Source organism: Streptomyces sp. F001, from assembly GCF_004187715.1.
In the GTDB taxonomy this organism is placed as follows: domain Bacteria; phylum Actinomycetota; class Actinomycetes; order Streptomycetales; family Streptomycetaceae; genus Streptomyces; species Streptomyces flavusporus.
Genome location: NZ_QZWF01000007.1, coordinates 34,511 through 58,468, shown reverse-complemented (window position 1 = coordinate 58,468; position 23,958 = coordinate 34,511). Strand labels below are relative to the sequence as shown.

21 protein-coding genes are annotated in these 23,958 nt (G+C 71.1%); 17 read left to right on the top strand and 4 right to left on the bottom strand.

Going from position 1 to position 23,958, the window contains the following annotated elements; all coding sequences use genetic code 11:
• Positions 1-29 precede the first annotated feature (29 nt).
• On the bottom strand, positions 30-356 hold the full coding sequence (locus tag StrepF001_RS24875; RefSeq protein ID WP_129800450.1) for a DUF427 domain-containing protein: 327 nt from the start codon (positions 354-356) through the stop codon (positions 30-32).
• A gap of 130 nt (positions 357-486) precedes the next feature.
• Between StrepF001_RS24875 and StrepF001_RS24870 the strand changes: the two genes are divergently transcribed.
• The 8 genes from StrepF001_RS24870 to gatB all read left to right on the top strand — a co-directional run bounded on the left by StrepF001_RS24870 (position 487) and on the right by gatB (position 10,575).
• On the top strand, positions 487-1,176 hold the full coding sequence (locus StrepF001_RS24870; protein ID WP_129800449.1) for an SDR family oxidoreductase: 690 nt from the start codon (positions 487-489) through the stop codon (positions 1,174-1,176).
• Positions 1,177-1,235: 59 nt separating this feature from the next.
• On the top strand, positions 1,236-2,243 hold the full coding sequence (locus StrepF001_RS24865) for a methionine synthase (protein WP_129800448.1): 1,008 nt from the start codon (positions 1,236-1,238) through the stop codon (positions 2,241-2,243).
• Between the two features lie 15 nt (positions 2,244-2,258).
• Positions 2,259-4,454, top strand: coding sequence for an NAD-dependent DNA ligase LigA (gene ligA / locus StrepF001_RS24860; protein ID WP_129800447.1), 2,196 nt, complete (start codon positions 2,259-2,261; stop codon positions 4,452-4,454).
• A 203-nt stretch (positions 4,455-4,657) separates the two neighbouring features.
• On the top strand, positions 4,658-6,904 hold the full coding sequence (locus tag StrepF001_RS24855; protein ID WP_129800446.1) for a bifunctional diguanylate cyclase/phosphodiesterase: 2,247 nt from the start codon (positions 4,658-4,660) through the stop codon (positions 6,902-6,904).
• Between the two features lie 109 nt (positions 6,905-7,013).
• Positions 7,014-7,310, top strand: a complete 297-nt coding sequence (gatC, locus tag StrepF001_RS24850; protein WP_004925108.1) for an Asp-tRNA(Asn)/Glu-tRNA(Gln) amidotransferase subunit GatC — start codon at positions 7,014-7,016, stop codon at positions 7,308-7,310.
• A 5-nt stretch (positions 7,311-7,315) separates the two neighbouring features.
• Positions 7,316-8,809, top strand: a complete 1,494-nt coding sequence (gene gatA, locus StrepF001_RS24845) for an Asp-tRNA(Asn)/Glu-tRNA(Gln) amidotransferase subunit GatA (protein WP_129800445.1) — start codon at positions 7,316-7,318, stop codon at positions 8,807-8,809.
• Positions 8,806-9,045 carry a hypothetical protein gene (locus tag StrepF001_RS24840; RefSeq protein WP_129800444.1) on the top strand — a complete coding sequence of 80 codons (240 nt, stop codon included), beginning with the start codon at positions 8,806-8,808 and terminating at the stop codon, positions 9,043-9,045. Before gatA ends, StrepF001_RS24840 begins: the two co-directional genes overlap by 4 nt.
• Before the next feature lie 15 nt (positions 9,046-9,060).
• Positions 9,061-10,575: an Asp-tRNA(Asn)/Glu-tRNA(Gln) amidotransferase subunit GatB gene (gene gatB, locus StrepF001_RS24835; protein WP_129800443.1), complete on the top strand. Its 1,515-nt coding sequence runs from the start codon at positions 9,061-9,063 to the stop codon at positions 10,573-10,575.
• A gap of 60 nt (positions 10,576-10,635) precedes the next feature.
• Here the strand turns inward: gatB and StrepF001_RS24830 are convergent, their stop codons facing one another.
• Positions 10,636-11,436, bottom strand: coding sequence for a methyltransferase domain-containing protein (locus StrepF001_RS24830; RefSeq protein WP_129800442.1), 801 nt, complete (start codon positions 11,434-11,436; stop codon positions 10,636-10,638).
• Between the two features lie 187 nt (positions 11,437-11,623).
• On the opposite strand from StrepF001_RS24830, the gene StrepF001_RS24825 reads away from it, so the two are divergent.
• The 4 genes from StrepF001_RS24825 (at position 11,624) to StrepF001_RS24810 (ending at position 15,615) form a co-directional block, all read left to right on the top strand.
• Positions 11,624-11,959 carry a hypothetical protein gene (locus tag StrepF001_RS24825; protein WP_129800441.1) on the top strand — a complete coding sequence of 112 codons (336 nt, stop codon included), beginning with the start codon at positions 11,624-11,626 and terminating at the stop codon, positions 11,957-11,959.
• Positions 11,960-12,153: 194 nt separating this feature from the next.
• Positions 12,154-14,472 carry an MMPL family transporter gene (locus tag StrepF001_RS24820; protein WP_129800440.1) on the top strand — a complete coding sequence of 773 codons (2,319 nt, stop codon included), beginning with the start codon at positions 12,154-12,156 and terminating at the stop codon, positions 14,470-14,472.
• Positions 14,450-15,025, top strand: coding sequence for a GNAT family protein (locus StrepF001_RS24815; protein WP_129800439.1), 576 nt, complete (start codon positions 14,450-14,452; stop codon positions 15,023-15,025). Before StrepF001_RS24820 ends, StrepF001_RS24815 begins: the two co-directional genes overlap by 23 nt.
• Positions 15,026-15,060: 35 nt before the next feature.
• Positions 15,061-15,615 (top strand): hypothetical protein, encoded by a 555-nt coding sequence (locus StrepF001_RS24810; RefSeq protein ID WP_129800438.1) that lies wholly within the window; start codon positions 15,061-15,063, stop codon positions 15,613-15,615.
• An 84-nt stretch (positions 15,616-15,699) separates the two neighbouring features.
• Here StrepF001_RS24810 and StrepF001_RS24805 read toward each other — a convergent pair whose 3' ends face one another.
• A complete protein-coding gene (locus tag StrepF001_RS24805) occupies positions 15,700-16,611 on the bottom strand; it encodes a 5-dehydro-4-deoxyglucarate dehydratase (protein WP_129800437.1) in 912 nt (303 codons plus the stop codon).
• Positions 16,612-16,625: 14 nt separating this feature from the next.
• Positions 16,626-17,654, bottom strand: a complete 1,029-nt coding sequence (locus StrepF001_RS24800; RefSeq protein ID WP_129800436.1) for a 2-hydroxyacid dehydrogenase — start codon at positions 17,652-17,654, stop codon at positions 16,626-16,628.
• Positions 17,655-18,323: 669 nt separating this feature from the next.
• On the opposite strand from StrepF001_RS24800, the gene StrepF001_RS24795 reads away from it, so the two are divergent.
• From StrepF001_RS24795 to StrepF001_RS24775, 5 genes are read left to right on the top strand one after another with little or no spacing between them, the layout of a single operon-like run.
• A complete protein-coding gene (locus tag StrepF001_RS24795) occupies positions 18,324-19,916 on the top strand; it encodes an ABC transporter substrate-binding protein (RefSeq protein WP_240797672.1) in 1,593 nt (530 codons plus the stop codon).
• A gap of 1 nt (position 19,917) precedes the next feature.
• Complete coding sequence (locus StrepF001_RS24790) at positions 19,918-20,847, top strand: ABC transporter permease (protein ID WP_129800435.1); 930 nt, start codon at positions 19,918-19,920, stop codon at positions 20,845-20,847.
• Between the two features lie 14 nt (positions 20,848-20,861).
• Positions 20,862-21,839, top strand: coding sequence for an ABC transporter permease (locus tag StrepF001_RS24785; RefSeq protein ID WP_129800434.1), 978 nt, complete (start codon positions 20,862-20,864; stop codon positions 21,837-21,839).
• Positions 21,836-22,825, top strand: coding sequence for an ABC transporter ATP-binding protein (locus StrepF001_RS24780; protein WP_129800433.1), 990 nt, complete (start codon positions 21,836-21,838; stop codon positions 22,823-22,825). Before StrepF001_RS24785 ends, StrepF001_RS24780 begins: the two co-directional genes overlap by 4 nt.
• Entirely contained in the window at positions 22,818-23,870 is a 1,053-nt protein-coding gene (locus StrepF001_RS24775; RefSeq protein ID WP_129800432.1) for an ABC transporter ATP-binding protein, read from the top strand. Before StrepF001_RS24780 ends, StrepF001_RS24775 begins: the two co-directional genes overlap by 8 nt.
• Positions 23,871-23,958: the final 88 nt, after the last annotated feature.

The following is a 23,958-nucleotide window of genomic DNA, read 5'->3' as shown; positions in this document are numbered from 1 at the left end:
AGACTGCCACGGGGCATGGAACTCATCGGTTACGACACTTCTTCTACGTCGTAGAAGCAGAGGTGGTCCTTGATCTCGGCCACGCCCGGCTTCGGCTCCGGGTAGGCCCAGACGAGGTCGGCCGCCCCGGGCAGCGACCAGTAGGAAGCGGTGCCCTTGAACGGGCAGGAGGTGTGGGTGTCGGAGGGCGTGAGCAGGTCCAGGCGGACGTCCTCAGGCGGGAAGTAGTAGCGCACGGGAGAGCCCGTCTCCCGCAGGATCAGCGGCCGGTCGCTCTCCGCCAGCACCTGCCCGCCGTGAACGGCCCGTACCCGCTGCGTGCCCTGCTCGATGGTGATCGTGTGTCCTTGGGTCATACCTGAGAAAGCGTTCGCCGGCGCCCGGTTCTTCCCGCGTACGGTGGCCCGTGCCGGGTGCGGGCGCGTCGGCGTACCTCGCGGCGGGCCGGGGCGTGGAGCGACGCGCGAGTGATGCGAGCATGGCGGCATGGCTACACATGTGATCACCGGGGCGGGCTCCGGCATCGGAGCGGCCGTGGCCCGCCGGCTGCACGCGCGCGGGGACGAGATCGTGCTGCACGCGCGTGACGCCGGCCGTGCGAAGGAACTGGCCGCCGAGTTCCCCGGGGCCAGGACCCTCGTCGGTGACCTGTCCGAGCCCGACAGGCTGAGCTGGGCGCTCTCCCACCAGACGCTGCCCGACCAGGTGGACTCCCTGCTCCACATCGCCGGTGTGGTCGACCTGGGCCCGGTCGGCGACCTGACCCCGAAGACCTGGCGCCACCAGCTCAACGTCAACCTCGTCGCCCCCGCCGAACTCACCCGCCTCTTCCTGCCCCAACTGCGCGCCGCCCGCGGCCATGTGCTGTTCGTCAACTCCGGCGCCGGCCTCAACGCCCACGCCGGCTGGTCCGCGTACGCGGCCTCGAAGCACGGCCTCAAGGCGCTGGCCGACTCCCTGCGTCACGAGGAGCACACGAACGGCGTCAGGGTCACCTCCGTCTACCCGGGCCGTACGGCGAGCCCCATGCAGGCCAAGGTCCACCAGCAGGAGGGCAAGGACTACGACCCCTCGAGGTGGATCGACCCCGAGTCGGTGGCGACGACGATCGTGATGGCGCTGGACCTGCCGAGGGATGCGGAGGTCAACGACCTGACGGTGCGGCCGGGGAGCTGACGAGCACGTCGTGACGCCGGTGGACGGTCATCCCGAGGCCGGGAACGTAGGCTGCTGGGGTGAGTGAGGAAACCCAGCTCCGCTTCGGCGCGGCCACCGGCGTCGGCTCCATGCCCGGCGGGGACGCGCGCGAGGCCGCCAAGACCGTCACCGGGTCCTTCGAGGACTTCCCGTTCCTGCCCGAGCTGCCCGCCCGGGGGCCCGGCGCCGACATGATCGGGCGGACCGCCGGGATGCTCGTCGAGCTGTACGCGCGCGTGGAGCCCAGCGGCTGGCGGATCGGGGACCGGCCCGGGCGGGACACCAAGCGCGCCTGGTCGTGGCTCGGCGAGGACCTGGACGCGCTGGAGGAGTTCACGCAGGGCTACGAGGGCCCGCTGAAGGTGCAGGCCGTCGGCCCATGGACCCTGGCGGCCGCCCTGGAGCTGAGGAACGGCGAGGCCGCCCTCTCCGACCTCGGCGCCTGTCGCGACCTCGCCGCCTCCCTCACCGAGGGGCTGCGGCTCCACCTCGCGGAGGTACAGCGGCGTGTACCCGGCGCCCGGCTCGTCCTCCAGCTGGACGAGCCGTCCCTGACCGCCGTCCTGCGCGGCCGGGTGAAGACCGCCAGCGGCTACCGCACCCACCGGGCCGTCGACCGGCAGATCGTCGAGGCCACGCTCCGGGACGTCATCGGCGTTCACGACGGCGGTCCGGTCGTGATCCACTCCTGCGCACCGGACGTCCCGTTCGCCCTGCTGCGCCGAGCCGGAGCGAAGGCCGTCTCCTTCGACCTCTCCCTCCTCACCGAACGTGACGACGAGGCGATCGGCGAAGCCGTGGAAGGGGGTACCCGGCTGTTCGCAGGCGTCGTGCCCGGCACGGACGGCCGATTGTCAGACCCTGCCGGTAGCGTCATGGGTGTTCGGACGCTCTGGCGCAGGCTGGGGCTGCAACCGGGTCTGCTGGCGACGGCAGTCACGGTCACGCCGACGTGCGGACTCGCGGGCGCTTCCCCCGAGTACGCGCGCCAGGCCCTCGCGCACTGCGTCCGGGCGGCGAGATCCCTCGCGGACGACCCTGAGTAACGGGAGGACAACACGGTGGCCGGCGACAAGCAAGCGGAGTCCACAGCGGTACCCGCCGAGGCACGGGAGCAGCATGCACAGCTCGCCGAGCAGGTCGAGGAGCACCGCTTCCGGTACTACGTGAAGGACGCCCCCGTCATCAGCGACGCGGAGTTCGACCAGCTCCTGCGCACCCTGGAGGAGCTGGAGGAGCAGTACCCGGAGCTGCGCACCCCGGACTCGCCGACCCAGAAGGTGGCCGGGTCGTACGAGACGGAGTTCACGGCGGTCCAGCACCGCCAGCGCATGCTCTCCCTCGACAACACCTTCAACGACGAGGACCTCGCCGCCTGGGCCGAGCGCATCGCCAGAGAACTCGGCAACCAGGAGTACCACTTCCTGTGCGAGCTCAAGGTCGACGGCCTCGCCGTCAACCTCACCTACGAACACGGCCGCCTCACCCGCGCGGCGACCCGTGGCGACGGCCGCGCCGGCGAGGACATCACGCCCAATGTCCGGACGATCGCGGAGATTCCGGACCGGCTGAAGGGGGAGCGCGTCCCGGACCTCGTGGAGATCCGCGGCGAGGTCTACTTCCCGATGGAGAAGTTCGAGGAGCTCAACGCCCGCCTGGTGGCGGCCGGCGACAAGCCCTTCGCCAACCCGCGCAACGCGGCGGCCGGTTCCCTGCGCCAGAAGGACCCCCGCGTCACCGCCACCCGCCCGCTGCACATGGTCGTGCACGGCATCGGCGCCCTGGAGGGCTTCGACGGCCTGACCCGCCTCTCCCAGGCCTACGACCTGCTCAAGGAATGGGGCCTGCCCACCTCGCGGCACAACAAGGTGGTCGACGACCTCGGCGGCGTACGGGAGTTCATCGCGTACTACGGCGAGAACCGCCACTCGGTCGAGCACGAGATCGACGGTGTGGTCGTCAAGCTGGACGAGATCCCCCTCCAGGGCCGCCTCGGCTCCACCTCGCGCGCCCCGCGCTGGGCGATCGCGTACAAGTACGCGCCGGAGGAGGTCAACACCAAGCTCGTCAACATCCGCGTGGGCGTGGGCCGCACCGGCCGGGTCACGCCGTACGCCCAGGTCGAGCCGGTGACGGTGGCCGGCTCGGAGGTCGAGTTCGCCACCCTGCACAACCAGGACGTGGTCAAGGCCAAGGGCGTCCTCATCGGCGACACGGTGGTGCTGCGCAAGGCCGGTGACGTCATTCCGGAGATCCTCGGGCCGGTCGTCGACCTGCGCGACGGCACCGAGCGCGAGTTCGTGATGCCGGCCGAGTGCCCCGAGTGCGGTACGGCGCTCAGGCCGATGAAGGAGGGCGACGTCGACCTGCGCTGCCCGAACTCCCGTACGTGCCCTGCACAGTTGCGTGAGCGTCTGTTCTATCTGGCGGGCCGCAAGGCGCTGGACATCGAGCACTTCGGCTATGTCGCCGCGGCCGCCCTCACCAAGCCGCTGGAGCCCGAGGAACCGCCGCTGAAGGACGAGGGCGACCTCTTCGACCTCACCGTCGAGCGACTGCTGCCCATCAAGGCGTACGTTCTCGACCAGGACAGCGGCCTGCCCAAGCGCGACCCGAAGACCGGCGAGGAGAAGATCGCCAGAGTCTTCGCCAACCAGCAGGGCGAACCCAAGAAGAACACTCTCGCCATGCTGGAGAACATCGCCGCCGCCAGACAGCGTCCGCTCGCCCGCATCATCACCGGCCTGTCGATCCGTCATGTCGGCCCGGTCGCCGCCGAGGCACTGGCCCGCGAGTTCCGCTCGATCGACCGTATCGAGCAGGCGAGCGAGGAGGAGCTGGCGAACACCGAGGGGGTCGGCCCGATCATCGCCGCCTCGCTCAAGGAGTGGTTCGCCGAGGAGTGGCACCAGGAGATCATCCGCAAGTGGCGGGCCGCCGGTGTCCGTATGGAGGAGGAGAGTACCGGCGAGGAGGAGGGGCCCCGTCCGCTCGAGGGTCTCACCGTCGTCGTCACCGGCACGCTGGAGCACTTCACACGGGACGGCGCAAAGGAGGCGCTGCAGAGCCGGGGAGCCAAGGTGACCGGTTCGGTTTCGAAGAAGACCTCGTTCGTTGTTGTGGGTGACAACCCCGGATCGAAATACGACAAGGCGATGCAGCTCAAGGTGCCGGTTCTGAACGAGGACGGCTTCAACGTCCTGCTGGAACAAGGGCCTGATGCCGCGTCGGAGGTCGCGCTCCCCGCCATCGAGTAGCGGTTGAAGAACACCCGATCGGCGCATACCAGATGCATACGGGCGGGCAGGGTGCATTCGGGCAACCGTCGACGACCGCTGCCCGTGGAAGCCTTCTGCGGCCTACTGTTGAGGTGTGCACCTGCCGTGCCCGCGGTGCCGTCGAGGGATGTCGGGCATCGGGCCGCGGGGCGTGGGCACCGCCGGCTGTGAGAGGGACGGGAATGGAACCGACCGAGAGCGCCGCCCCGTACTCACGGCTGCGCCGGATGGCCGGCGCATGGCGAGGGGGGCTCCGGACGGCCTTGCGTGCGGACGCGCAGGCGTCGGACCGCGCCGTCGACCGGCCCACCGCGGCGGACGGGTACGACCCCGCCCGCACCGCCGGACTGGCAGGCGCCGACGCCGAGCGGCACCCCCACTTGACCTGGCCCGCGCTGCCCGCGGCCGTCGTCGCGGCGGCCGGGTTCGCCCTCGGCGCCGGATTCCTGCGGGCGTTCACCGGCCACCACGCGCTCTTCCCGTCCGGCACGGCCGGCTGGTCGCTGGCCGTGCTGACCGGCGTCATCGTCGGCCACCTGGTCGCGCTCGGCCGCGCCCGCTGGTGGGGCGGCACCGGCTCCGGCGCCGCCCTCACCCTCGCCGTGCTGCTGCTGTACGGCTGGGTGCCGGCGGGGATGGTCAGCCTGACCGTCGTCGTGCTGGTCGGCATAGCCCGGCGCCACCGCTGGCGGCAGGGCGTCCTGCACGGCGCGGTGGACATCCTCGGCATCAGCGCCGGTGCCGTCGTGCTGGCCGCCTTCGGACGCGTACCGTCCGTCGAGAACCCGTGGAACCCCGACACCTGGACCCTCTACACCGCCCCCGAGGTGGTCCTGGTCGCGACCGCCTACCTCGCGGTCTCCCGCACGCTGCTGTGGTACCTGCACGCGCCCCGCGCCGGCGGACTGCCCACCATCGCCCGCACCGCCCTGGTCAGACAGGGCCTGGTCGCGGTCGCTCTGCTCGGCATCGCACCGCTGGTCTGTGTGGTCGCCGTCGCCGAGCCGATCCTGCTGCCGCTGTTCGCCATCCCGCTCATCGCGCTCGACTCCACGCTGTGGATGGCCCGCGCCCGGGCGGAGGAGCAACTGCGCGATCCCCTCACCGGGTTGCCCAACCGGCAGTGGCTCCTGGAGCGCATCTGGACCGCACTGGACGACGCCGAGCGCATCGACGCCCGCGCCGCCCTGATGCTGATCGACCTCGACCGCTTCCGATCGGTCAATGACACCCTCGGGCATCTGGCCGGTGACCGGCTGCTGCTGCAGACCGCCGACCGACTGCGGCTGGCCCTGCCACGCGGGGCGGAGGCCGCGCGGCTCGGCGGTGACGAGTTCGCCGTCTTACTGCCGGTCGCCGACTCCACGACGTCCGCCACCCGGATCGCCCGCGGCCTCGTCGCCGCGCTCAGCTCCCCGCTCGACCTCGACGGCCTCACCCTCGTGCTGGAGGCCAGCGCCGGGGTCGCCGTCTTCCCCGACCACGCCCTCGACGCCGAAGGCCTGCTGCGCCGCGCGGACGTGGCGATGTACCAGGCGAAACGGGACCGTACGGGCGTGGAGGTCTACGAGTCCAAGCGGGACTCGAACACCCCGGACCGCCTCGGCCTCCTCGCCGACCTGCGCCGCGCGCTGGACGCGCACGAGGTCGAGCTGCACTACCAGCCCAAGGTCCGCTTCGACGGACAGGTGGCCGGGCTCGAGGCCCTGGTCCGGTGGGTCCACCCGGAGCGCGGAAGGGTGCCGCCGGACGAGTTCATCGCGATCGCCGAGTCGTCGGGGCTGATGCCGCATCTGACGGAGTACGTGCTGGACACGGCGCTCGGACAGGTGGCCAAGTGGCGGGCGCAGGGGCTGTTCGTGCCGGTCGCGGTGAACGTCTCCCCACGCGACGTCCACACCCCCGGCTTCGCGGGCTCGGTCGCCGCCCGTCTCGCCCGGCACGGCGTCCCGGCGGGAGCGCTCCAACTGGAGATAACCGAGCACGTCCTGCTGGAGGACCCGCAGCGCGCCGCCGACACCCTCGCCGGGCTCACCGGACACGGAGTGAAGATGTCCCTGGACGACTTCGGCACGGGCTACTCCTCCCTCGTCCACCTCAAACGGCTGCCGGTGAGCGAGCTGAAGATCGACCGCTCGTTCGTGGCCCGGCTGGCGGTCGACGCGGAGGACGCGGAGATCGTGCGGTGCACCGTCGATCTCGCGCATTCCCTGGGATTGCTCGTGGTCGCCGAGGGGGTCGAGGACGACGAGACCTGGGAGCGGCTGCGCGACCTGCGCTGCGACGCCGTACAGGGATGGCTCGTCGCCGCGGCGATGCCCGCCGAGGAGACCACGGCATGGCTGCGCGCCCGCGGCTCCCGCGGCTGGCAACGCCCGGCAGCCGCCCTCCCCGCCGCCACGGTGGACGATCCGGGCCGCGTCAGCTAGGGCCTGTGCCGCTCGGTGACCGGGCCCGGGGAAACCGTTTAACGGTCTGCCGCCCCCGCCCCATAGGATTGGGCTCAAACCACACACACTCACCCCAGAGGATCGCTGCATGCCTGGCATCACGCGCGAGGAGGTCGCCCACCTCGCCCGGCTGGCGCGTCTGGAGCTGAAGCCCGAAGAGCTCGACCACTTCGCAGGCCAGCTGGACGACATCATCGGCGCGGTGGCCCGCGTCAGCGAGGTCGCCGACCAAGACGTACCGCCGACCTCGCACCCGCTCCCGCTGACGAACGTCATGCGCCCGGACGAGGTCCGCCCGTCGCTCACCCCCGAGCAGGCGCTGTCCGGCGCCCCGGCCCAGGAGCAGCAGCGTTTCAAGGTGCCGCAGATCCTGGGGGAGGAGTAATCCGCATGACGGACATCATCAAGCTCACCGCCGCCGAGACCGCCGCGAAGATCGCCTCCGGCGAGCTCACGGCCGTCGAGGTCACCGAGGCCCACCTGGCCCGCATCGAGGCCGTCGACGAGAAGGTGCACGCCTTCCTGCACATCGACCGCGAAGGCGCCCTCGCCCAGGCGCGGGCCGTCGACGAGAAGCGGGAGCGCGGCGAGCAGCTCGGCCCGCTGGCCGGCGTGCCGCTCGCGCTGAAGGACATCTTCACCACCGAGGGCGTCCCCACCACCGTCGGCTCCAAGATCCTGGAGGGGTGGATCCCGCCGTACGACGCCACCCTCACCAAGAAGCTGAAGGCCGCCGACGTCGTCATCCTCGGCAAGACCAACATGGACGAGTTCGCCATGGGGTCCTCGACCGAGAACAGCGCCTTCGGGCCGACCGGCAACCCGTGGGATCTCACTCGTATCCCCGGCGGCTCCGGCGGTGGCTCGTCCGCCGCGCTCGCCTCGTTCCAGGCCCCGCTCGCCATCGGCACCGACACCGGCGGCTCCATCCGCCAGCCGGCCGCCGTCACCGGCACGGTCGGTGTGAAGCCGACGTACGGGGCCGTGTCCCGCTACGGCATGGTGGCGTTCTCGTCCTCCCTCGACCAGGGCGGCCCCTGCGCCCGTACGGTCCTGGACGCGGCGCTGCTGCACGAGGTGATCGCCGGGCACGACCCGCTCGACTCCACCTCCATCGACGCCCCGGTCCCGCCGGTCGTCGAGGCCGCCCGCAACGGCAGCGTGGAGGGCATGCGGGTCGGCGTCGTCAAGCAGTTCCGCGGCGAGGGCTACCAGGCCGGCGTCATCCAGCGCTTCGACGAGTCCGTGGCGCTGCTGAAGGAGCTGGGCGCGGAGATCGTCGAGCTGGACTGCCCGTCCTTCGACCTGGCCCTGTCGGCGTACTACCTGATCGCGCCGTCCGAGTGCTCGAGCAACCTCGCCCGCTTCGACGGCCTGCGCTACGGACTGCGCGTCGGCGACGACGGCAGCCACTCGGCCGAGGAGGTCACCTCCCTGACCCGCGAGGCCGGCTTCGGCGCCGAGGTCAAGCGCCGCGTCATGCTCGGCACGTACGCCCTGTCGAGCGGCTACTACGACGCGTACTACGGCAGCGCCCAGAAGGTCCGTACGCTCATCAAGCAGGACTTCGAGCGAGCGTTCGAGCAGGTCGACGTGATCGTCTCCCCGACGACCCCGACCACAGCCTTCCCGATCGGTGAGCGCGCCGACGACCCGATGGCGATGTACCTCGCCGACCTGTGCACCATCCCGACCAACCTGGCGGGCAACGCGGCCATGTCCCTGCCCTGCGGCCTCGCCCCGGAGGACAACCTCCCGGTCGGCCTGCAGATCATCGCCCCGGCGATGCAGGACGACCGCCTTTACAAGGTGGGCGCCGCCGTCGAGGCCGCCTTCGTGGAAAAGTGGGGGCACCCGCTCCTGGAGGAGGCTCCGTCGCTGTGAGTGCACTGACCAAGGCCAAGGGCTTCAAGAAGTCCAAGTCCGGTACGTACCTGTCCATGGCCGCCACCGCGTTCGGCGCGTTCGGCGTCGCCAAGCGGCTGAAGAAGGCCCGCGCCGAGAAGGACACCCTGGTCCTGATCGACGCCACCGTGTCCGCCGCCGCGATCGTCACCGGCCTCGCCATCCTCTACCGCGAGCTGAAGCGGCTGGGCGACGACGACGTCCTGCTGGGCTGAGAGGGAAGTTTCACCGTGACCACCACGACCGACCTGGTGTCGTACGAGGACGCGCTGGCGTCGTACGACCCCGTCATGGGCCTCGAGGTCCATGTCGAACTCGGCACCAGGACCAAGATGTTCTGCGGCTGTTCGACCGCGCTCGGCGCCGAGCCGAACACCCAGACCTGCCCCATCTGCCTCGGCATGCCCGGCTCGCTCCCGGTCATGAACAAGACCGGCGTCGAGTCCGCCATCAAGATCGGTCTCGCGTTGAACTGCGAGATCGCCGAGTGGTGCCGCTTCGCCCGGAAGAACTACTTCTATCCGGACATGCCGAAGAACTTCCAGACCTCCCAGTACGACGAGCCGATCGCCTTCAACGGCTACCTCGACGTGCAGCTGGAGGACGGCGAGACCTTCCGCGTGGAGATCGAGCGCGCCCACATGGAGGAGGACACCGGCAAGTCCACCCACGTGGGCGGCGCGACGGGCCGTATCCATGGCGCCCAGCACTCGCTGCTGGACTACAACCGCGCCGGCATCCCGCTCATCGAGATCGTCACCAAGCCGATCGTCGGCGCGGGCGAGCGTGCGCCGGAGGTCGCCAAGGCGTACGTCCGTGAGCTGCGCGAGCTCATCCGCGCGCTCGGCGTCTCCGAGGCCCGTATGGAAATGGGCCAGATGCGCTGCGACGTGAACCTGTCGCTGATGGCGAAGGGCGCCGACAAGTTCGGCACCCGCAGCGAGACGAAGAACGTCAACTCGCTGCGCTCCGTGGAGCGTGCGGTGCGCTTCGAGATCCAGCGCCACGCGGCCGTGCTCGGCGACGGCGGCACGGTGATCCAGGAGACCCGCCACTTCCACGAGGACACCGGGTCCACCACCTCGGGCCGTGTGAAGGAAGAGGCCGAGGACTACCGGTACTTCCCCGAGCCCGACCTGGTCCCGGTGGCCCCCTCCCGCGAGTGGGTCGAGGAACTGCGCGCCGCCCTCCCGGAGCTGCCGCTGGTCCGCCGCAACCGGCTCCGCGAGGAATGGGGCGTCTCCGCCACCGACATGCAGGCGATCCTCAACGCCGGTGCCCTCGACCCGATCGTCGCCACGATCGAGGCCGGCGCCGACGCCGCGGCCGCCCGCAAGTGGTGGATGGGCGAACTGGCCCGCAGCGCCAACGAGTCGGGCAAGGCCCTCGACGAACTGGCCATCACACCGCAGCAGGTGGCCCGCGTCACCGAACTGGTGGCCTCCGGGGACCTGAACGACAAGCTGGCCCGCCAGGTCATCGAAGGCGTCCTCGCGGGCGAAGGCACCCCGGACGAGGTCGTCGACAAGCGCGGTCTGAAGGTCGTCTCCGACGAGGGCGCGCTCGGTGCGGCGGTCGACGAGGCCATCGCCGGCAACCCGGCCGTCGCGGACAAGATCCGTGGCGGCAAGGTGGCCGCGGCCGGCGCCCTGGTCGGCGCGGTCATGAAGGCCACGCGCGGCCAGGCGGACGCGGCCCGCGTCAAGGAGCTGATCCTTCAGAAGCTGGGCGTCAGCGAGGGCTGACGATCCGGCAGGGCCCGCAGGGGGATGCATCGACCTGGATGCATCCCCCTCGGCATGTGCTCAGAGACGGCGCCCCACGACCCGTACGAAGCCCAGGGTGCGGCCCTGGTCGACGCGCAGCATCTCGGCGCACTGGCCGGCCATCCTGATGTGGAAGTCGTCCGTGCTGTGCTCCGCCACGACCTCGCACCACAGCAGCCAGTCGCGCCAGCCGTCGGTGAGCCAGTCGGCGGCCTCGACCGCCACGGCGCCGCTGCGGGTCCAGTGGCGCCGCCACCAGGCGGCCGAGTGGAAGCACCAGAAGTCTGGCTCCCAGAACCGCTGCAGCTGCTCAGGCGGCGTTACGCCGTCGATCTCCTCGCGCAGCGCCGGTACGACGACACCGATCCGCCCGCCGGGCTTCAGCAGCCGGGTCAGCGTGGGCAGGTACAGGTCGTCGGTGCCGAAGTACTGGTACGCGTCGATGGAGACGATCGCGTCGAAGCTTCCCTCGCCGAACGGCAGGTCGTGCGCCTCGGCGAACACGGGCAGCGCCCGGTCGGCGACGCCCGCCTCGGCGATGCGCGGGGTGTTCTCGTCGGGCTTGACCCACAGGTCGGCGGCGGTGACCTGGACGTCGTACTCCCTGGCGAGGAACACGGACGTCATGGCCCGGCCGCAGCCGAGGTCGAGGACGCGGGCGCCGGGGCTCAGTTCCGCCAGGCCGAGCGCGGGGGCCAGCCACTCCAGCAGCCACAGCGCGTGCGGGCCCATCTGGTTCTCGATGGTCCAGCGGACGTCGTAGCGGCTGCTGCGCGGGTAGTGGGCGTGGGTCAGCCGCCTAGTGAGGTTGTCGGTCGTGCTCGATGTGATGTCGGACATCGGTGAACGGGCTCCTTGAGTCCTGGGAAGAGGAACGGGATGCGTAGGAGCTCGGTCGGACCGTCAAACAACGCACCTGCTTCGGTCGGCGGCGATGTGCCGGGAACGACGGACGGCCGGGACGCTAGCAGCCGGGATGCCTCCCCGCATCCGGTTTGTGCGCCGGTACGCGCTACGCTCGCGCGCCATGGGTGGACGCGCTGATTCCGAAACGCCTTCCGAGGCGGTCGAGGAGGCTTCCGAGACGGCCGAGGCGGAGGACGCCGGCGACCCGGCGCAGGAGGCGCGGCGGGCCCGCTGGGCGGCGGTCGGCACCGGGGCGCTGCTGGCCCTCGTGGGGTTGGCCGCGGCGGTGCTCCGGGTCACGGACGCGGCGCCGGTGCTCGTCCCGGCCGCGTACGCCGTCGGGGCCGGCGTGTGCGCGCTGGCGGCGCTCCTCGGGTCGCGGGGACGCACCCGGAGGGCGTTGTGGCTGTTGGTCGGCGGGGTGATGGTGATGGCGCTGGGGGACCAGTTCGACTGACGGGCGACAGACGTCGCCCGATTGTCCTGTGAGGTCTCTCCCACTTCTGTGAATAACCACACCAAACGACCAAACGATCAGTTCTGCCTGCAAGAGTGGCGGTGCATTGCTCATGCGTTCTTTGCGGGCTGTTCAGTTCATGGACGACTGTTCCCGATCAAAGATCCACACATCGTCACTCCGGGAGCTCGTTCGTGGCAGCCCTTGCGCGTTGGTGTGTTCGGCACCGCCTGGTCACCGTTCTGCTCTGGCTCGTCGCCTTCGGCGGGGTGACCGCGGCCGCCGCCGCCACCGGCACGGCGTACTCGAACGACTACAACGTTCCCGGCACCGAGTCGGGCCGGGCCGACGAGCTGCTGCAGGAGAACTTCCCCGACCTCGGCGGTGCGAGCGGCACGGTCGTCTGGCACACCCCGTCCGGCACCGTGCGCGCCGCCGATGTCGAACAGACGATGACCCGCACCCTGGACGACATCGCGGAACTGCCCGGCGTGGCCTCCGTGGTGAGCCCCTACGACGGCCAGGGCGCGGGCCGGATCAGCGCGGACGGACGGACTGCCTACGCCGCCGTCGCCTTCGACGACCAGGCCCAGGACGTCAAGAAGTCCGAGGCACAGGCCGTCGTGGACACCGCCAAGGCGGCTCGGGCCGACGGACTCCAGGTGGAGCTGGGCGGGACCGCCATCGGCCTCACCGACTCCTCCGGCGGGCACCTCGCCGAGGTCGTCGGCGTGGTCGTCGCCGCAGTCGTGCTGTTCCTCGCCTTCGGTTCCCTCGCCGCATCCCTGCTGCCCATCGCCACCGCGCTGGTCGGTGTCGGCACCGCGTACGCCGGGATCGCGCTGCTCGGACACGCCATGACCGTCGCCGACTTCGCGCCCATGCTCGGCATGCTGATCGGACTCGGCGTCGGCATCGACTACGCGCTGTTCATCGTCACGCGGCACCGGCGCGGACTGAAACGCGGCCTGAGCGTCACCGAGGCGGTCACCAATGCCGTGGCCACCACCGGACGCGCCGTCGTGTTCGCGGGTGCCACCGTTTGCATCGCCCTGCTGGGCATGCTGGTCCTCCGCCTCGGCTTCCTCAACGGCGTCGCCGTCGCGGCCTCGCTGACCGTGGTCCTCACCGTCGCGGCCTCCGTGACCCTGCTCCCGGCCCTGCTGTCCCTCATCGGGATACGCGCGCTCAGCCGCCGCGAGCGACGCCGGCTGGCCGAGCACGGCCCCGAGCCCGAACTGCCCACCGGGTTCGCCGCCCGCTGGTCCGCCTTCGTCGAACGGCACCCCAAGAAGCTCGGCGCCCTCGCGCTCGGCGTCGTCACGCTGCTCGCCCTGCCCACCCTCTCGCTCCATCTGGGCACCTCCGACCAGGGCAACAACCCCGAAACGACGACCACCCGGCAGGCGTACGACCTCCTGGCGGACGGTTTCGGACCCGGCGTCAACGGTCCCCTCACCCTGGTCACCGAGGTGTACGGCGCCGAGGACCGGCTCGCTCTGGACAACCTCGACAGCACCCTGCGCGGCACCCAGGGCGTCGCCTCCGTGACGCCGGTGACCTACGACACCGGCGGCCACACCGCGTACCTCACCGTCGTACCGGAGTCCGCCCCGCAGTCGCAGAGCACCAGCGACCTCGTGGACCGGCTGCGCACCGAGGTGCTGCCGCGCGCCGAGACGGGCACCTCCCTCGACATGCAGGTCGGCGGCGTCACGGCCGGCTACGACGACTTCGCCGACGTCATCCTCGGGAAAATGCCGCTGTTCGTCGGCGTCGTCATAGGCCTGGGCTGTCTGCTGCTCCTGCTCGCCTTCCGGTCCGTCGTCATCCCGCTGAAGGCCGCCGCGATGAACATCGCCGCCGTCGCCGCCGCGTTCGGTGTGGTCGTCGCGATCTTCCAGTGGGGCTGGGGCAGCGAACTGCTCGGTCTCGGCCGCGCGGGCCCCATCGAACCCTTCCTGCCCGTGATCATGGTGTCGGTGCTCTTCGGGCTCTCCATGGACTACCAGGTCTTCCTGGTCAGCCGGATGCACGAGGAGTGGCTCGAGACCGGCGACAACCGGCGGGCCGTCCGCATCGGCCTCGCCGAGACCGGCCGTGTGATCAACTCCGCCGCGGTCATCATGATCTCGGTCTTCCTCGCCTTCGTCCTCAGCGGCGACCGCGTCATCGCGATGTTCGGCATCGCGCTCGCCGCCGCCGTCGCCGTCGACGCCTTCGTCCTGCGCACGCTCCTCGTCCCCGCCCTGATGCACCTGCTCGGCGGCGCCAACTGGTGGCTGCCGCGCCGGCTCGACCGGTGGCTGCCGCGGATCAGCATCGAGCCGCCGGAAAGCCGCGCGGAGCAGGAGAAGCTCGCGGACGTCGACGCCGAGCGGAATCAGCTCATGGGCCTCGTTCCCGGGCAGAAAAATCTCCGGAACGCCGACGCCGGACGTGAGAAGCTCACGGACGTCGTCGACGCAACGGAGAAGGAGCAGCGGTCGGATGTACGCGATATCCCTGGGTGACGACGGAGCCCGACTGCGGCCCCTGGAGCCCTGGCACGCCGAGGAGTTCCTCGCCCACCTCGACCGCGGGCGGGACTTCATCACCCGGCACATCCCGTTCGGCGCGAACGCCACCGACCTCGACTCCGCGCGGGCCATCCTTCAGTCGTACGCCGACAAGCGGGCCGCGGACAGCGGCTCCCTGCACGGGATCTGGCTGGACGGCAAGCTCGTGGGCGGCGTCCTCTTCAGGATCTTCGACGCCACGACCGGCGTCTGCGAGATCGGCTGCTGGCTGGAGCCCGCCGGGACCGGCAAGGGGCTCGTCACGCGCGCGTCCCGCGTCCTCATCGACTGGGCGTTCGACGAGCGCGGTATGCACCGCGTGGAATGGCACGCGGCGTCCGGCAACACGGCCAGCATCAACGTCGCCCGACGGCTCGGCATGACCCGGGAGGGCGTGCTCCGCGAGAGCTCCCCCTGGCGGGGCGTACGCCAGGACTGCGAGATCTGGGCCGTGCTCGCCCCCGAATGGCCTGCAGTACGCGCGCGTACCGCTCACAACGATCATTAAGAGACTTCTCAGACTCCGTCCGTACGGTGCGTCGCATGGGAACCAAGACTGTGGACGTGACCGGCGCCGACACCGGCACCGAGGCGACGACCGACGGGGAGAAGGCCGAGGAGGCGGCGGACGCCACCACGACCGACGAAGCGACCGGCGCCGAGGACGGTGACGAGCAGCCCGAAGCGCCACAAGAGGCCGGCTCCTCCGGCGTCGGCCAGGGTGCCGGAGCCGTCGTCTCGGCCGCGCTCGGCATCGTCTCGCTCACCGGCAGCTGGGTCGGCACCGTGGCCTCCGCGCGCGAGTCGCTCATCGGCCAACTGCAGACCTCGCAGTCCTCCAGCGTCGCCACCATGGTCAGGGAGGGCTACGGCGACGCCTGGAATGCCCAGGCCCTGTGGGCCGGCCTGTTCGCGCTGGCCGCGCTGATCGTCGGCGTCGTTGTCCTGGCCCGGCCCGCGTTCGGGGCCCCCGGCAAGCCGCAGGCCCCGTGGATCAAGTCGGTCGCCTGGGCGGGCGTCTCGCTCGGCGTCATCGGACTGCTGCTGGCCGTCCTCAAGTACACCGACGTACTCCTGGGCCTGCCCGCCACCGGCTGAGCCGACGCGGACCATGAGGGGTCCCCGGACGTCCTGAGTCACTGACGGACGTGCGAGGACCCCTTGTGCGCGTCGGCGTGCGGCTCAGGAGGCGAGTACGGCGCGGCCCTCGGCGATGATGGCCGCCAGCTCCTCGACCTCCTGCGGGGCCAGGGACGTCAGCGGCGGCCGGACCGGTCCGGCGTCGAGCCCCTCCAGGGTGACCCCGGCCTTCACCAGCGCCACCGCGTAGCCCGGAACCCGCCGGCGCAGCCGGACCAGGGGGTGGAAGAAGGCGCGCTGAAGCGCGTCGATCCGCTTCTGGTCGCCCTCCTCCACCGCGCGGTGGAAGGCGAGGGACACATCGGGCGCGAAGGCGAAGGCGGCCGACGAGTACAGCTCCACTCCCAGCGCCCGGTACGCCTGCTGGCTCGCCTCGGCCGTGGGCATGCCGTTGAAGAACTGGAACTGCTTGCCGGTCCCGTCGAGTGCGTCCCGTACGGCGGGGACGATCCGCGCGACGAGATCGAGGTCACCGGTTCCGTCCTTCAGACCCATGACGGTGGGCAGCTGGGCGACCTCCGCCGCCGAGTGCTCGTCGAAGCGCGCGTTGGCCCGGTTGTAGACGATCACCGGCAGAGCGGTCTCCCCGGCGACCTCCCGGGTGTAGGCGACGAGTCCGGCGGCCGGTGCCTCGACCAGGTAGGGCGGCATGAGCAGCAGGCCGTCCGCACCGGCCTCGGCCGCGGCCCGCGCGAACCGCCTGGCCAGACCGAGTGCGCCGCCGGCCCCGGCGTACACCGGGACGCGTCCCCCCACCGCGTCGACGGCGCTCCGCACGACCGCGGTGAACTCCTCGACGTCCAGGGCATGGAACTCGCCGGTGCCGCAGGCGACGAACACTCCGCCCGGGCCGGCGTCGACCCCGGCCGCGATGTGCCGGCGCAGGGCGTCGAGGTCGACGTCACCGGTCGCGGTGAACGGGGTGACGGGGAAGAAGAGAACGCCTTCGAGCATGGGTGGTTTCCTACTCATCGTGAGGGACAGGGGGGCGGAGACGGGGGTGCTGCGGCGAGGCTTCCGGCTGCCGCCGGGGCGCGGACCACGTTGCTGAGCGCGTCGCCTCGCTCCAGCCGGTCGATGTTGTCGGCGATCTCTGTCGCGCGGGCGGCGAAGGTGTCGGCCGTGTGGCCCGAATGGTGCGGGGTCATCAGCACGTTCGGCAGGTCGTGGAAGGGCAGCCGGCTGGGCGCCTCGGGAGGGCCCGACCACCACACGTCCAGTGCGGCACCCGCGATGGTGCCCGAGTTCAGCGCTTCGTAGAGCGCCTCCTCCTGCACCACCGGCCCCCGGGCCACGTTGACCAGCAGGGCCTCGGGGCCCATCGCCGCCAGTTCGGCCGGGCCGATCAACCCCTGGGTGGCGGCGTTCAGGGGGACGGTGACCACCACGACGTCGGAGTCGGCGAGGAGTTCGGGCAGCCGGTCGTTGCCACCGACCCAGTCGGGCCGCAGATCCGCCGGGAACGGCGCGGAGGGGTCGCGCCGTACGGCGCGGACCCGCAGGCCGACCGCCTGGCACAGCCGGGCGACCTCGGTGCCGGTCTCGCCGAAACCGATGATGCCCACCCGGCGGCCCCGCAGCGTGGTCCCGAAGGGAAGTCCGGGGTCGACCGCCACATTGCGCCAGCGTCCGGCGCGCAGCGTGCGGTCGGCTCCCAGGACGTCGCGGGAGAGCATCAGGATGGACATGAGCACGTGCTCGGCGATGGAACGGCCGTGGTGGTGGGTGGTGGCGACCGTGACCCCCGGGTGGAGCGCGTCCAGCGGGATGCCGTCGTAGCCGGCGCCGACGACATGGACGAGCCGCAGCCGTCCGGCGCGGCGTGCGTCCTCGGCCCGCAGCCTGGAGCCGACGTAGACATCGACGTCGGCGATGGCCTCGGAGAGCCGTGCCGCGTCCCGGTCGAAGACCTCCAGCCAGTCGTGCTGCCTCCGCGTGGAGGCCTTGAGCCGGTCGTGGAAGCGGCTCAGGATGCGGTGGTTGAGCATGATGCGCATGAGCCGCTCACCACCGGGGGGTCTTGACGGAGTCTGAGGTCCGTGCCATGCATGTCATCCTCATATGTAGTCGACGTTCTCATTTGTAGACAGCTGCGAGCGACGGTGTCAATGGGCGGCCTCCGGCACGGGTGGGCGGGACCCCCTCGGTCATGTGGGGGGCAGGAGTGCGTGGTCCGAGTCCAGGAGCGCCTGGGGTGCGTGCGGCTCGTCGGTGAAGGCGTCGGGCGCCGCGCCCGCGATCTGTCCCGCCTCCAACGCTCGCCCCCGATCCGGCGCTGGTCGCGGCGGCCGCCACGTCGCCGCCGTGGTCGCGTAAGTATGTGACTGAATCGGGCAGTTCGTGCAGTCGCGCGGTGTGGTAGAGCCCGGCCGGGGTCCGCTCCAGGCCGGAGATGCAGGGGCGCCGGCAGTGATTTCGGTCGTAGTGCCGGGAATGGGCATGTGATCTTCTGTCTTCGTCGCCGGCCCCGGGGCGTGCGGCACGGACGATTGGGACGGGCCGGGGTGCGGGACGGGTCCGATCCTGCGCATCTCTTGACGCTGCCACGGTGCCGGTTTAGCTTCGGCGTTCACAGATGCGGACCGGATGCGCAAGTGTAGACAGCTCCTCGCAGTCGCCCGTACATGGAACGCGACACATCAGCACTCACCGGAGACGAGCCGACGATGAAGTTCTCCGTTTCCCCCATCCCGCCCGCCGGACGAAGGCGGCCCCGCGCGACGACTGCGATGCTCCTGGCGGGCGCGGTGCTGTTGTCCAGCGGCTGCGCTGTGGCGGGCAGCGCCGCCGGTGACTCCGGCCGCGCCGACGGCCGCACGCTGCGGGTGGTGCTCACTCAGGAACCACCGACGCTGGAACCCTGCGAGGCCTCACTGACCGGCACCGGCGTCGTCGTCCGGTCCAACATCACCGAGCCGCTCGTCGAACGCGACCCGGACTCCGGCGAACTGCACCCCCTGCTCGCCACGGGCTGGAAGCAGACGGACGAGCGCACCTGGACCTTCGACATGCGCACCGGGGTGACCTTCCAGAACGGGGAGCCGTTCACCGCCGAGGACGCCGCCTTCTCCATCGACCGGGCGGTCAACTCCGACCTCGCCTGCAACGTCGAGGGCTATGTCTTCGGTGACGAGGACCTCGAGGTGAAGGCGGAGAGCGACACGCGGCTGACCGTCACCACCGAGCAGCCCGACCCGATCCTGCCGCTGCGCCTGAGCTTCGTGGAGATCGTGCCGCGCACGACCGACGCCGAGGCCAAGGTCCGTATCCCCATAGGCACCGGCCCCTACGCCGTCGGCTCCTGGCAGCCCGGAGCGGCGATCTCCCTCAACCGCTACGACGACTACTGGGGCGAGGCCCCGGCCTTCCCCCGGGCCCGCTACGTCTGGCGGAGCGACGCGAGCGTCCGGGCCGCCATGATCGACAAGGGTGAGGCGGAGATCGCCGTGGCCCTCGACCCCATCGAGGCGGACAAGGACACGACGGCCTCCTACCCCAACAACGAGACGACCGCGCTGCGGCTGGACGGCCGCGAGCCGCCGCTCGACGACCACCGGGTGCGCCGGGCCGTCGACCTGGCCGTGGACCGCGAGGGCATCATCGAGGCCCTGCTCGGCGGACTCGCCGAACCGGCCGGCCAGCTGGTCCCGCCCGGCGTGGTGGGACACAGCGACGAGATCCGGCCGACCCGGCAGAACGTGGCCCGGGCCAAAACCCTGATCGAGGAGGCCAGGGCCGACGGTGTGCCCATCGACCGGCAGATCACCCTGGTCGCCCGCAACGGCATGTTCTCCGGGGTGTCGGAGACCGCTGAGGCCCTCCAGTACCAGATGCAGCAGATCGGGCTGAACGTACGAGTCCGTATGGCCGACACCGCCACCCAGCTCCAGTACCAGCTCCGGCCGCTGCCCAAGGGGGTCGGCCCCATCGCCCTGCTGATCATGCACGGCAACCAGGCCGGTGACGCGGCCTTCACCACGAGCCAGTACCTGCTGAGCGACGGCCCGCAGTCCACCTTCGGCACGGAGGAGCTCGACCGGCGCATCGCCGACGCGGGCGCGCTCTTTGGCGAGGAGCGCCAGAAGGCCTTCGCCGATCTGCTCGCCGACCAGAACAAGACGGTCGTTCAGTACACCCATCTGGCCCACATGAGCGGACTGCTCGGCCTGTCACCGTCCATCCGGTACGAGCCGAACTCCGCCACCGGCGACGAGATGCGGCTGGCAGAGGTCAGCCCGGCGAAGGCGGCACAGCACTGACATGGTTACCTTTCTGCGCAAACGCATACTCTCCAGCGCCATCCCCCTGGTGTGCGTGGTGCTGGGCGTGTTCTTCCTGGCCCGGATGACCGGCGACCCGGTCGACCTCTACCTCCCGCTGAGCGCCACCGCCGAGCAGCGCGCGGAGTTCTCCGCCGCGCAGGGCTTCGACCTCTCCATCCCGGCACAGCTGTGGAACTACCTCGTCGACGCCGTGCACCTGGACTTCGGCACCTCGCTGCGGACCGGTCAGTCCGCGACCGAGATGGTGCTGGACGCCTTCCCCGTCACCCTGCAGCTCGCCGGCGTGACCATGCTGCTGGCGATCACCGGAGCGGTACTGATCGGCAGCCTGGCCGCCTACCGGCCCAACTCCCTGGTCGACCGGATCGCCAGCCTGCTGTCGATGACGGCCGCCAGCATCCCCGACTTCTGGTTCGCCGTCATGGGCGTACTGGTCTTCGGCGTGAGCCTCGCCTGGCTGCCCACCTCGGGCACCCTGGGCGGACCCGAGGTCTGGGTCCTGCCCGTCGCGACCCTGCTGATCCGCCCGTTCGGTGTGCTCGTCCAGGTGGTGCGCGGCAGCATGGTCTCCGCGCTCTCCGCGCCCTACGTCAAGATCGCCCGGAGCAAGGGCGCCACGCCCCGCCGGGTGATCTTCGGTCACGCCCTGCGCAACGCGGTGACGCCCGTGCTGACCGTGGCCGGTGACCTGACGGTGGGCCTGGTCAACGGTGCCGTGATCGTGGAGACGATCTTCGGCTGGCCCGGCATCGGCAAACTCATGATCGACTCCATCCTGCAGCGCGACTTCGCGGTCCTCCAGGCGGCCGTTCTGCTCACCGCGGTGACCATCTTCGCGCTGAACATTCTGGTCGACGTCTGCCATGCGCTGACCGACCCCCGAGTGCGTCAGGCGGTGCCGGCGTGAGCGAAGGAAGCAGCATGACCACAGCAGAGACCTCCGCCGCGGACGGCGCCGCCCCCGTGAACGACACCGCTCCCGCCCGGAACCGTCCGCCGCGCTGGTGGCGGCTGCTCGGCCGGGACCGCGCCGCGGCCGCCGGAGCCGTCGTCCTCACCCTGGTCGTCCTCGTCGCCCTCTTCGGCCGGCTGTTCATCGGCGACCACGCACAGCGCCAGGACCTGGACGCCTCCCTGCGCCCGCCGTCCCTGAGCGACGGGGTGTACGGGCTGCTCGGCACCGACGTCCTCGGCCGCAGCGTGCTGGCGCGCCTGGTCGACGCGGCGGCGACGACCCTGTCCGTGGCCGTCCCCGCGGTGCTGTGCTCACTCGTGATCGGATCGGCCCTCGGCCTGTGGGCCGGCTACCACGGGGGACGCCGGGAGAGCCTGGCGATGCGCGTCGCCGACATCATCCTCAGCTTCCCCTCCCTGCTCATCGCGGTGGTCGTGCTCTACGTCTTCTCGCCCTCCGCGCTGAACATCGTGCTGATCCTCACCGTGGCCCGCATCCCGGTGTATCTGCGCACCTCCCGGGCGGAGGCGGCCGAGCTCAGGAGCCGGCTGTTCGTCGACGCGGCCCGCACCTTCGGCACACCCAGCCGGCACATCATCCACCGGCACATCCTGCCGATCGCCCTGCCGACGCTGCTGACCGTCGCCACCCTCGACTTCTGCTTCGTGATGCTCACCGAGTCCTCGCTGAGCTTCCTGGGCATCGGAATCCAGCCCCCGGACGTCAGCTGGGGCCTGATGGTCGCCCAGGGCCGGCAGTACCTCCAGACCGCCTGGTGGATCACGGTGCTGCCCGGCCTCGCCATCGTGCTCACCACGGTGTCCGCCACGCTGCTCGCCGCGTGGGCCCGTATCGCCACCGACCCCGCCCAGCGCTGGCGTCTGACGCTGCCCCGCAAGCGCCGCGGTGCCTCCGCCGCCGTTCCTCCGGAGATGATCCCGTGACGACCACTTCCGCCCCCGCCCTCGACGTCGAAGGGCTGTGCGTGGACCTGAGCACGCCCTCCGGGACGGTACGCGCCGTGGACGGCGTCAGCTTCAGCGTCCGCCACGGCCGCACCCTCGCCCTCCTCGGCGAGTCCGGCTGCGGCAAGTCGATGACCGCGCTGTCGGTGGTGGGACTGCTGGACCCCACGGCCTCCGTGACCGGCGGCGCCGTACGGGTCAGAGGCAAGGACACCCTGCGGCTGAGCCCGGCCGAACGCCGCAAGCTGGCCGGCCCCGTCCTGTCCATCGTCTTCCAGGACGCCCTGACCGCCCTCAACCCGGTGCAGCCGGTGGGCCGGCAGATCGGCGAGCCGTTTCGTATCCACCGCGGCCTCTCCCGGCGGCAGGCCGAGGAGAAGGCGATCGAGCTGATGACCCGCGTGGGCATCCCCGAACCGAGGCAGCGGGCCAAGTCCTATCCGCACCAGTTCTCCGGAGGCATGCGCCAGCGGCTGCTGATCGCGATGGCCGTCGCCCTCGACCCCGACGTCCTCATCGCCGACGAGCCGACCACCGCACTCGACGTCACCGTGCAGGCACAGATCATGCGGCTGCTGCGGGACCTCCAGGACGAGCGGGACATGGCCGTCGTACTGATCACCCACGACCTGGCCGTGGTCGCCCAGCGCGCCGACGACGTGGTCGTGATGTACGCCGGCACGGTCGTGGAGCAGGGAACGGTGCACGACGTCTTCACCTCCCCCCGCCACCCCTACACCCGCGGACTGCTCGACTCGGTCCCCGAGGACGCCGAGCGCGGACGCCCGCTGCCCGCCGTCCCCGGCAGCCCGCCCGAGCTGAGCGCGGTGCCGCCCGGCTGTGTGTTCCAGGCCCGCTGCCCGCTGGTGCGGGAGCGATGTGTCCGGGAACGGCCGTCCCTGCGCAGCGCGGGCGACGGACGTTCGGCCGCCTGCCACTTCTCCGAGGAGCTCGACCGTGCCTGAGTCCCGCGCCACCACCGCCACCCCCGGACCCCGGGCCGAGGGAACCGACGGACCCCCGCCGCTGCTCGAAGTCCGCGGTGTCACCAAGAGCTTCGGCAGCGGCCGGCGCCGGCTGACCGCCCTGGACGGAGTGGACATCCAGCTCGGCCGGGGACAGACACTCGGGCTCGTCGGCGAGTCCGGCTGCGGCAAGTCCACCCTGGCCCGGGTGCTGCTCGGGCTGGAACGACCCGACGCGGGCACCGTGCGGTACGACGGCGTCGACCCCTTCGCCCTGCGCGGCAAGGAGCTGCTGAACTGGCGCCGCCGCGTCCAGATGGTCTTCCAGGACCCCTACGCCTCGCTCAACGCCCGTATGTCGGCCGCCGATCTGATCGGCGAGCCCTGGCGCACCCACCGGGACGTCGTACCGGACGCCAAGGCCCGCGAGAAGCGGATCCGTGAACTGCTGTCCCTGGTCGGGCTGCGGGAGAGCGACGCCCACCGCTACCCCAACGAGTTCTCCGGCGGGCAGCGCCAGCGCATCGGCATCGCCCGCGCCCTGGCCCTGGACCCCGACCTCATCGTGTGCGACGAGCCGGTCTCCGCCCTGGACCTGTCGGTGCAGGCGCAGGTCCTCAACGTGCTCTCGGAACTCCAGTCGCGCCTCGGCGTCGCCTACGTGTTCATCTCCCACGACCTGTCCGTCGTGCGGTACCTCTCCGACCGGGTGACGGTGATGTACCTGGGCAAGGTCATCGAACACGGCGAGACCGAGGACGTGTTCGAACGCCCGCAGCACCCCTACACAGCCGCGCTGATGGCGGCGGCACCGGTCCTGGACACCTCCCGCGCCACCCACGACCAGGAGATCCAGCTCAAGGGCGAGATCCCCTCGCCCTTCGACATCCCGTCCGGCTGCCGCTTCCGCACCCGGTGCCGGCGCGCCGAGGACCGGTGCGCCACCGAGGCACCGCCGGCCGTCGTCCGCGAGTCGAAGGGCGCGGGCGACGCTCACACCGCCCTGTGCCACTTCCCGCTGGAGGCGCGGTCTGCATGGGCATGACCGGGGGCTTAGGCCGGGGACTTAGGAGGTGCCCTGGCGTACCGGTGACCGTACTAAGTGCCTTCCAAGGCCCCGAGCCCGCCGAAGA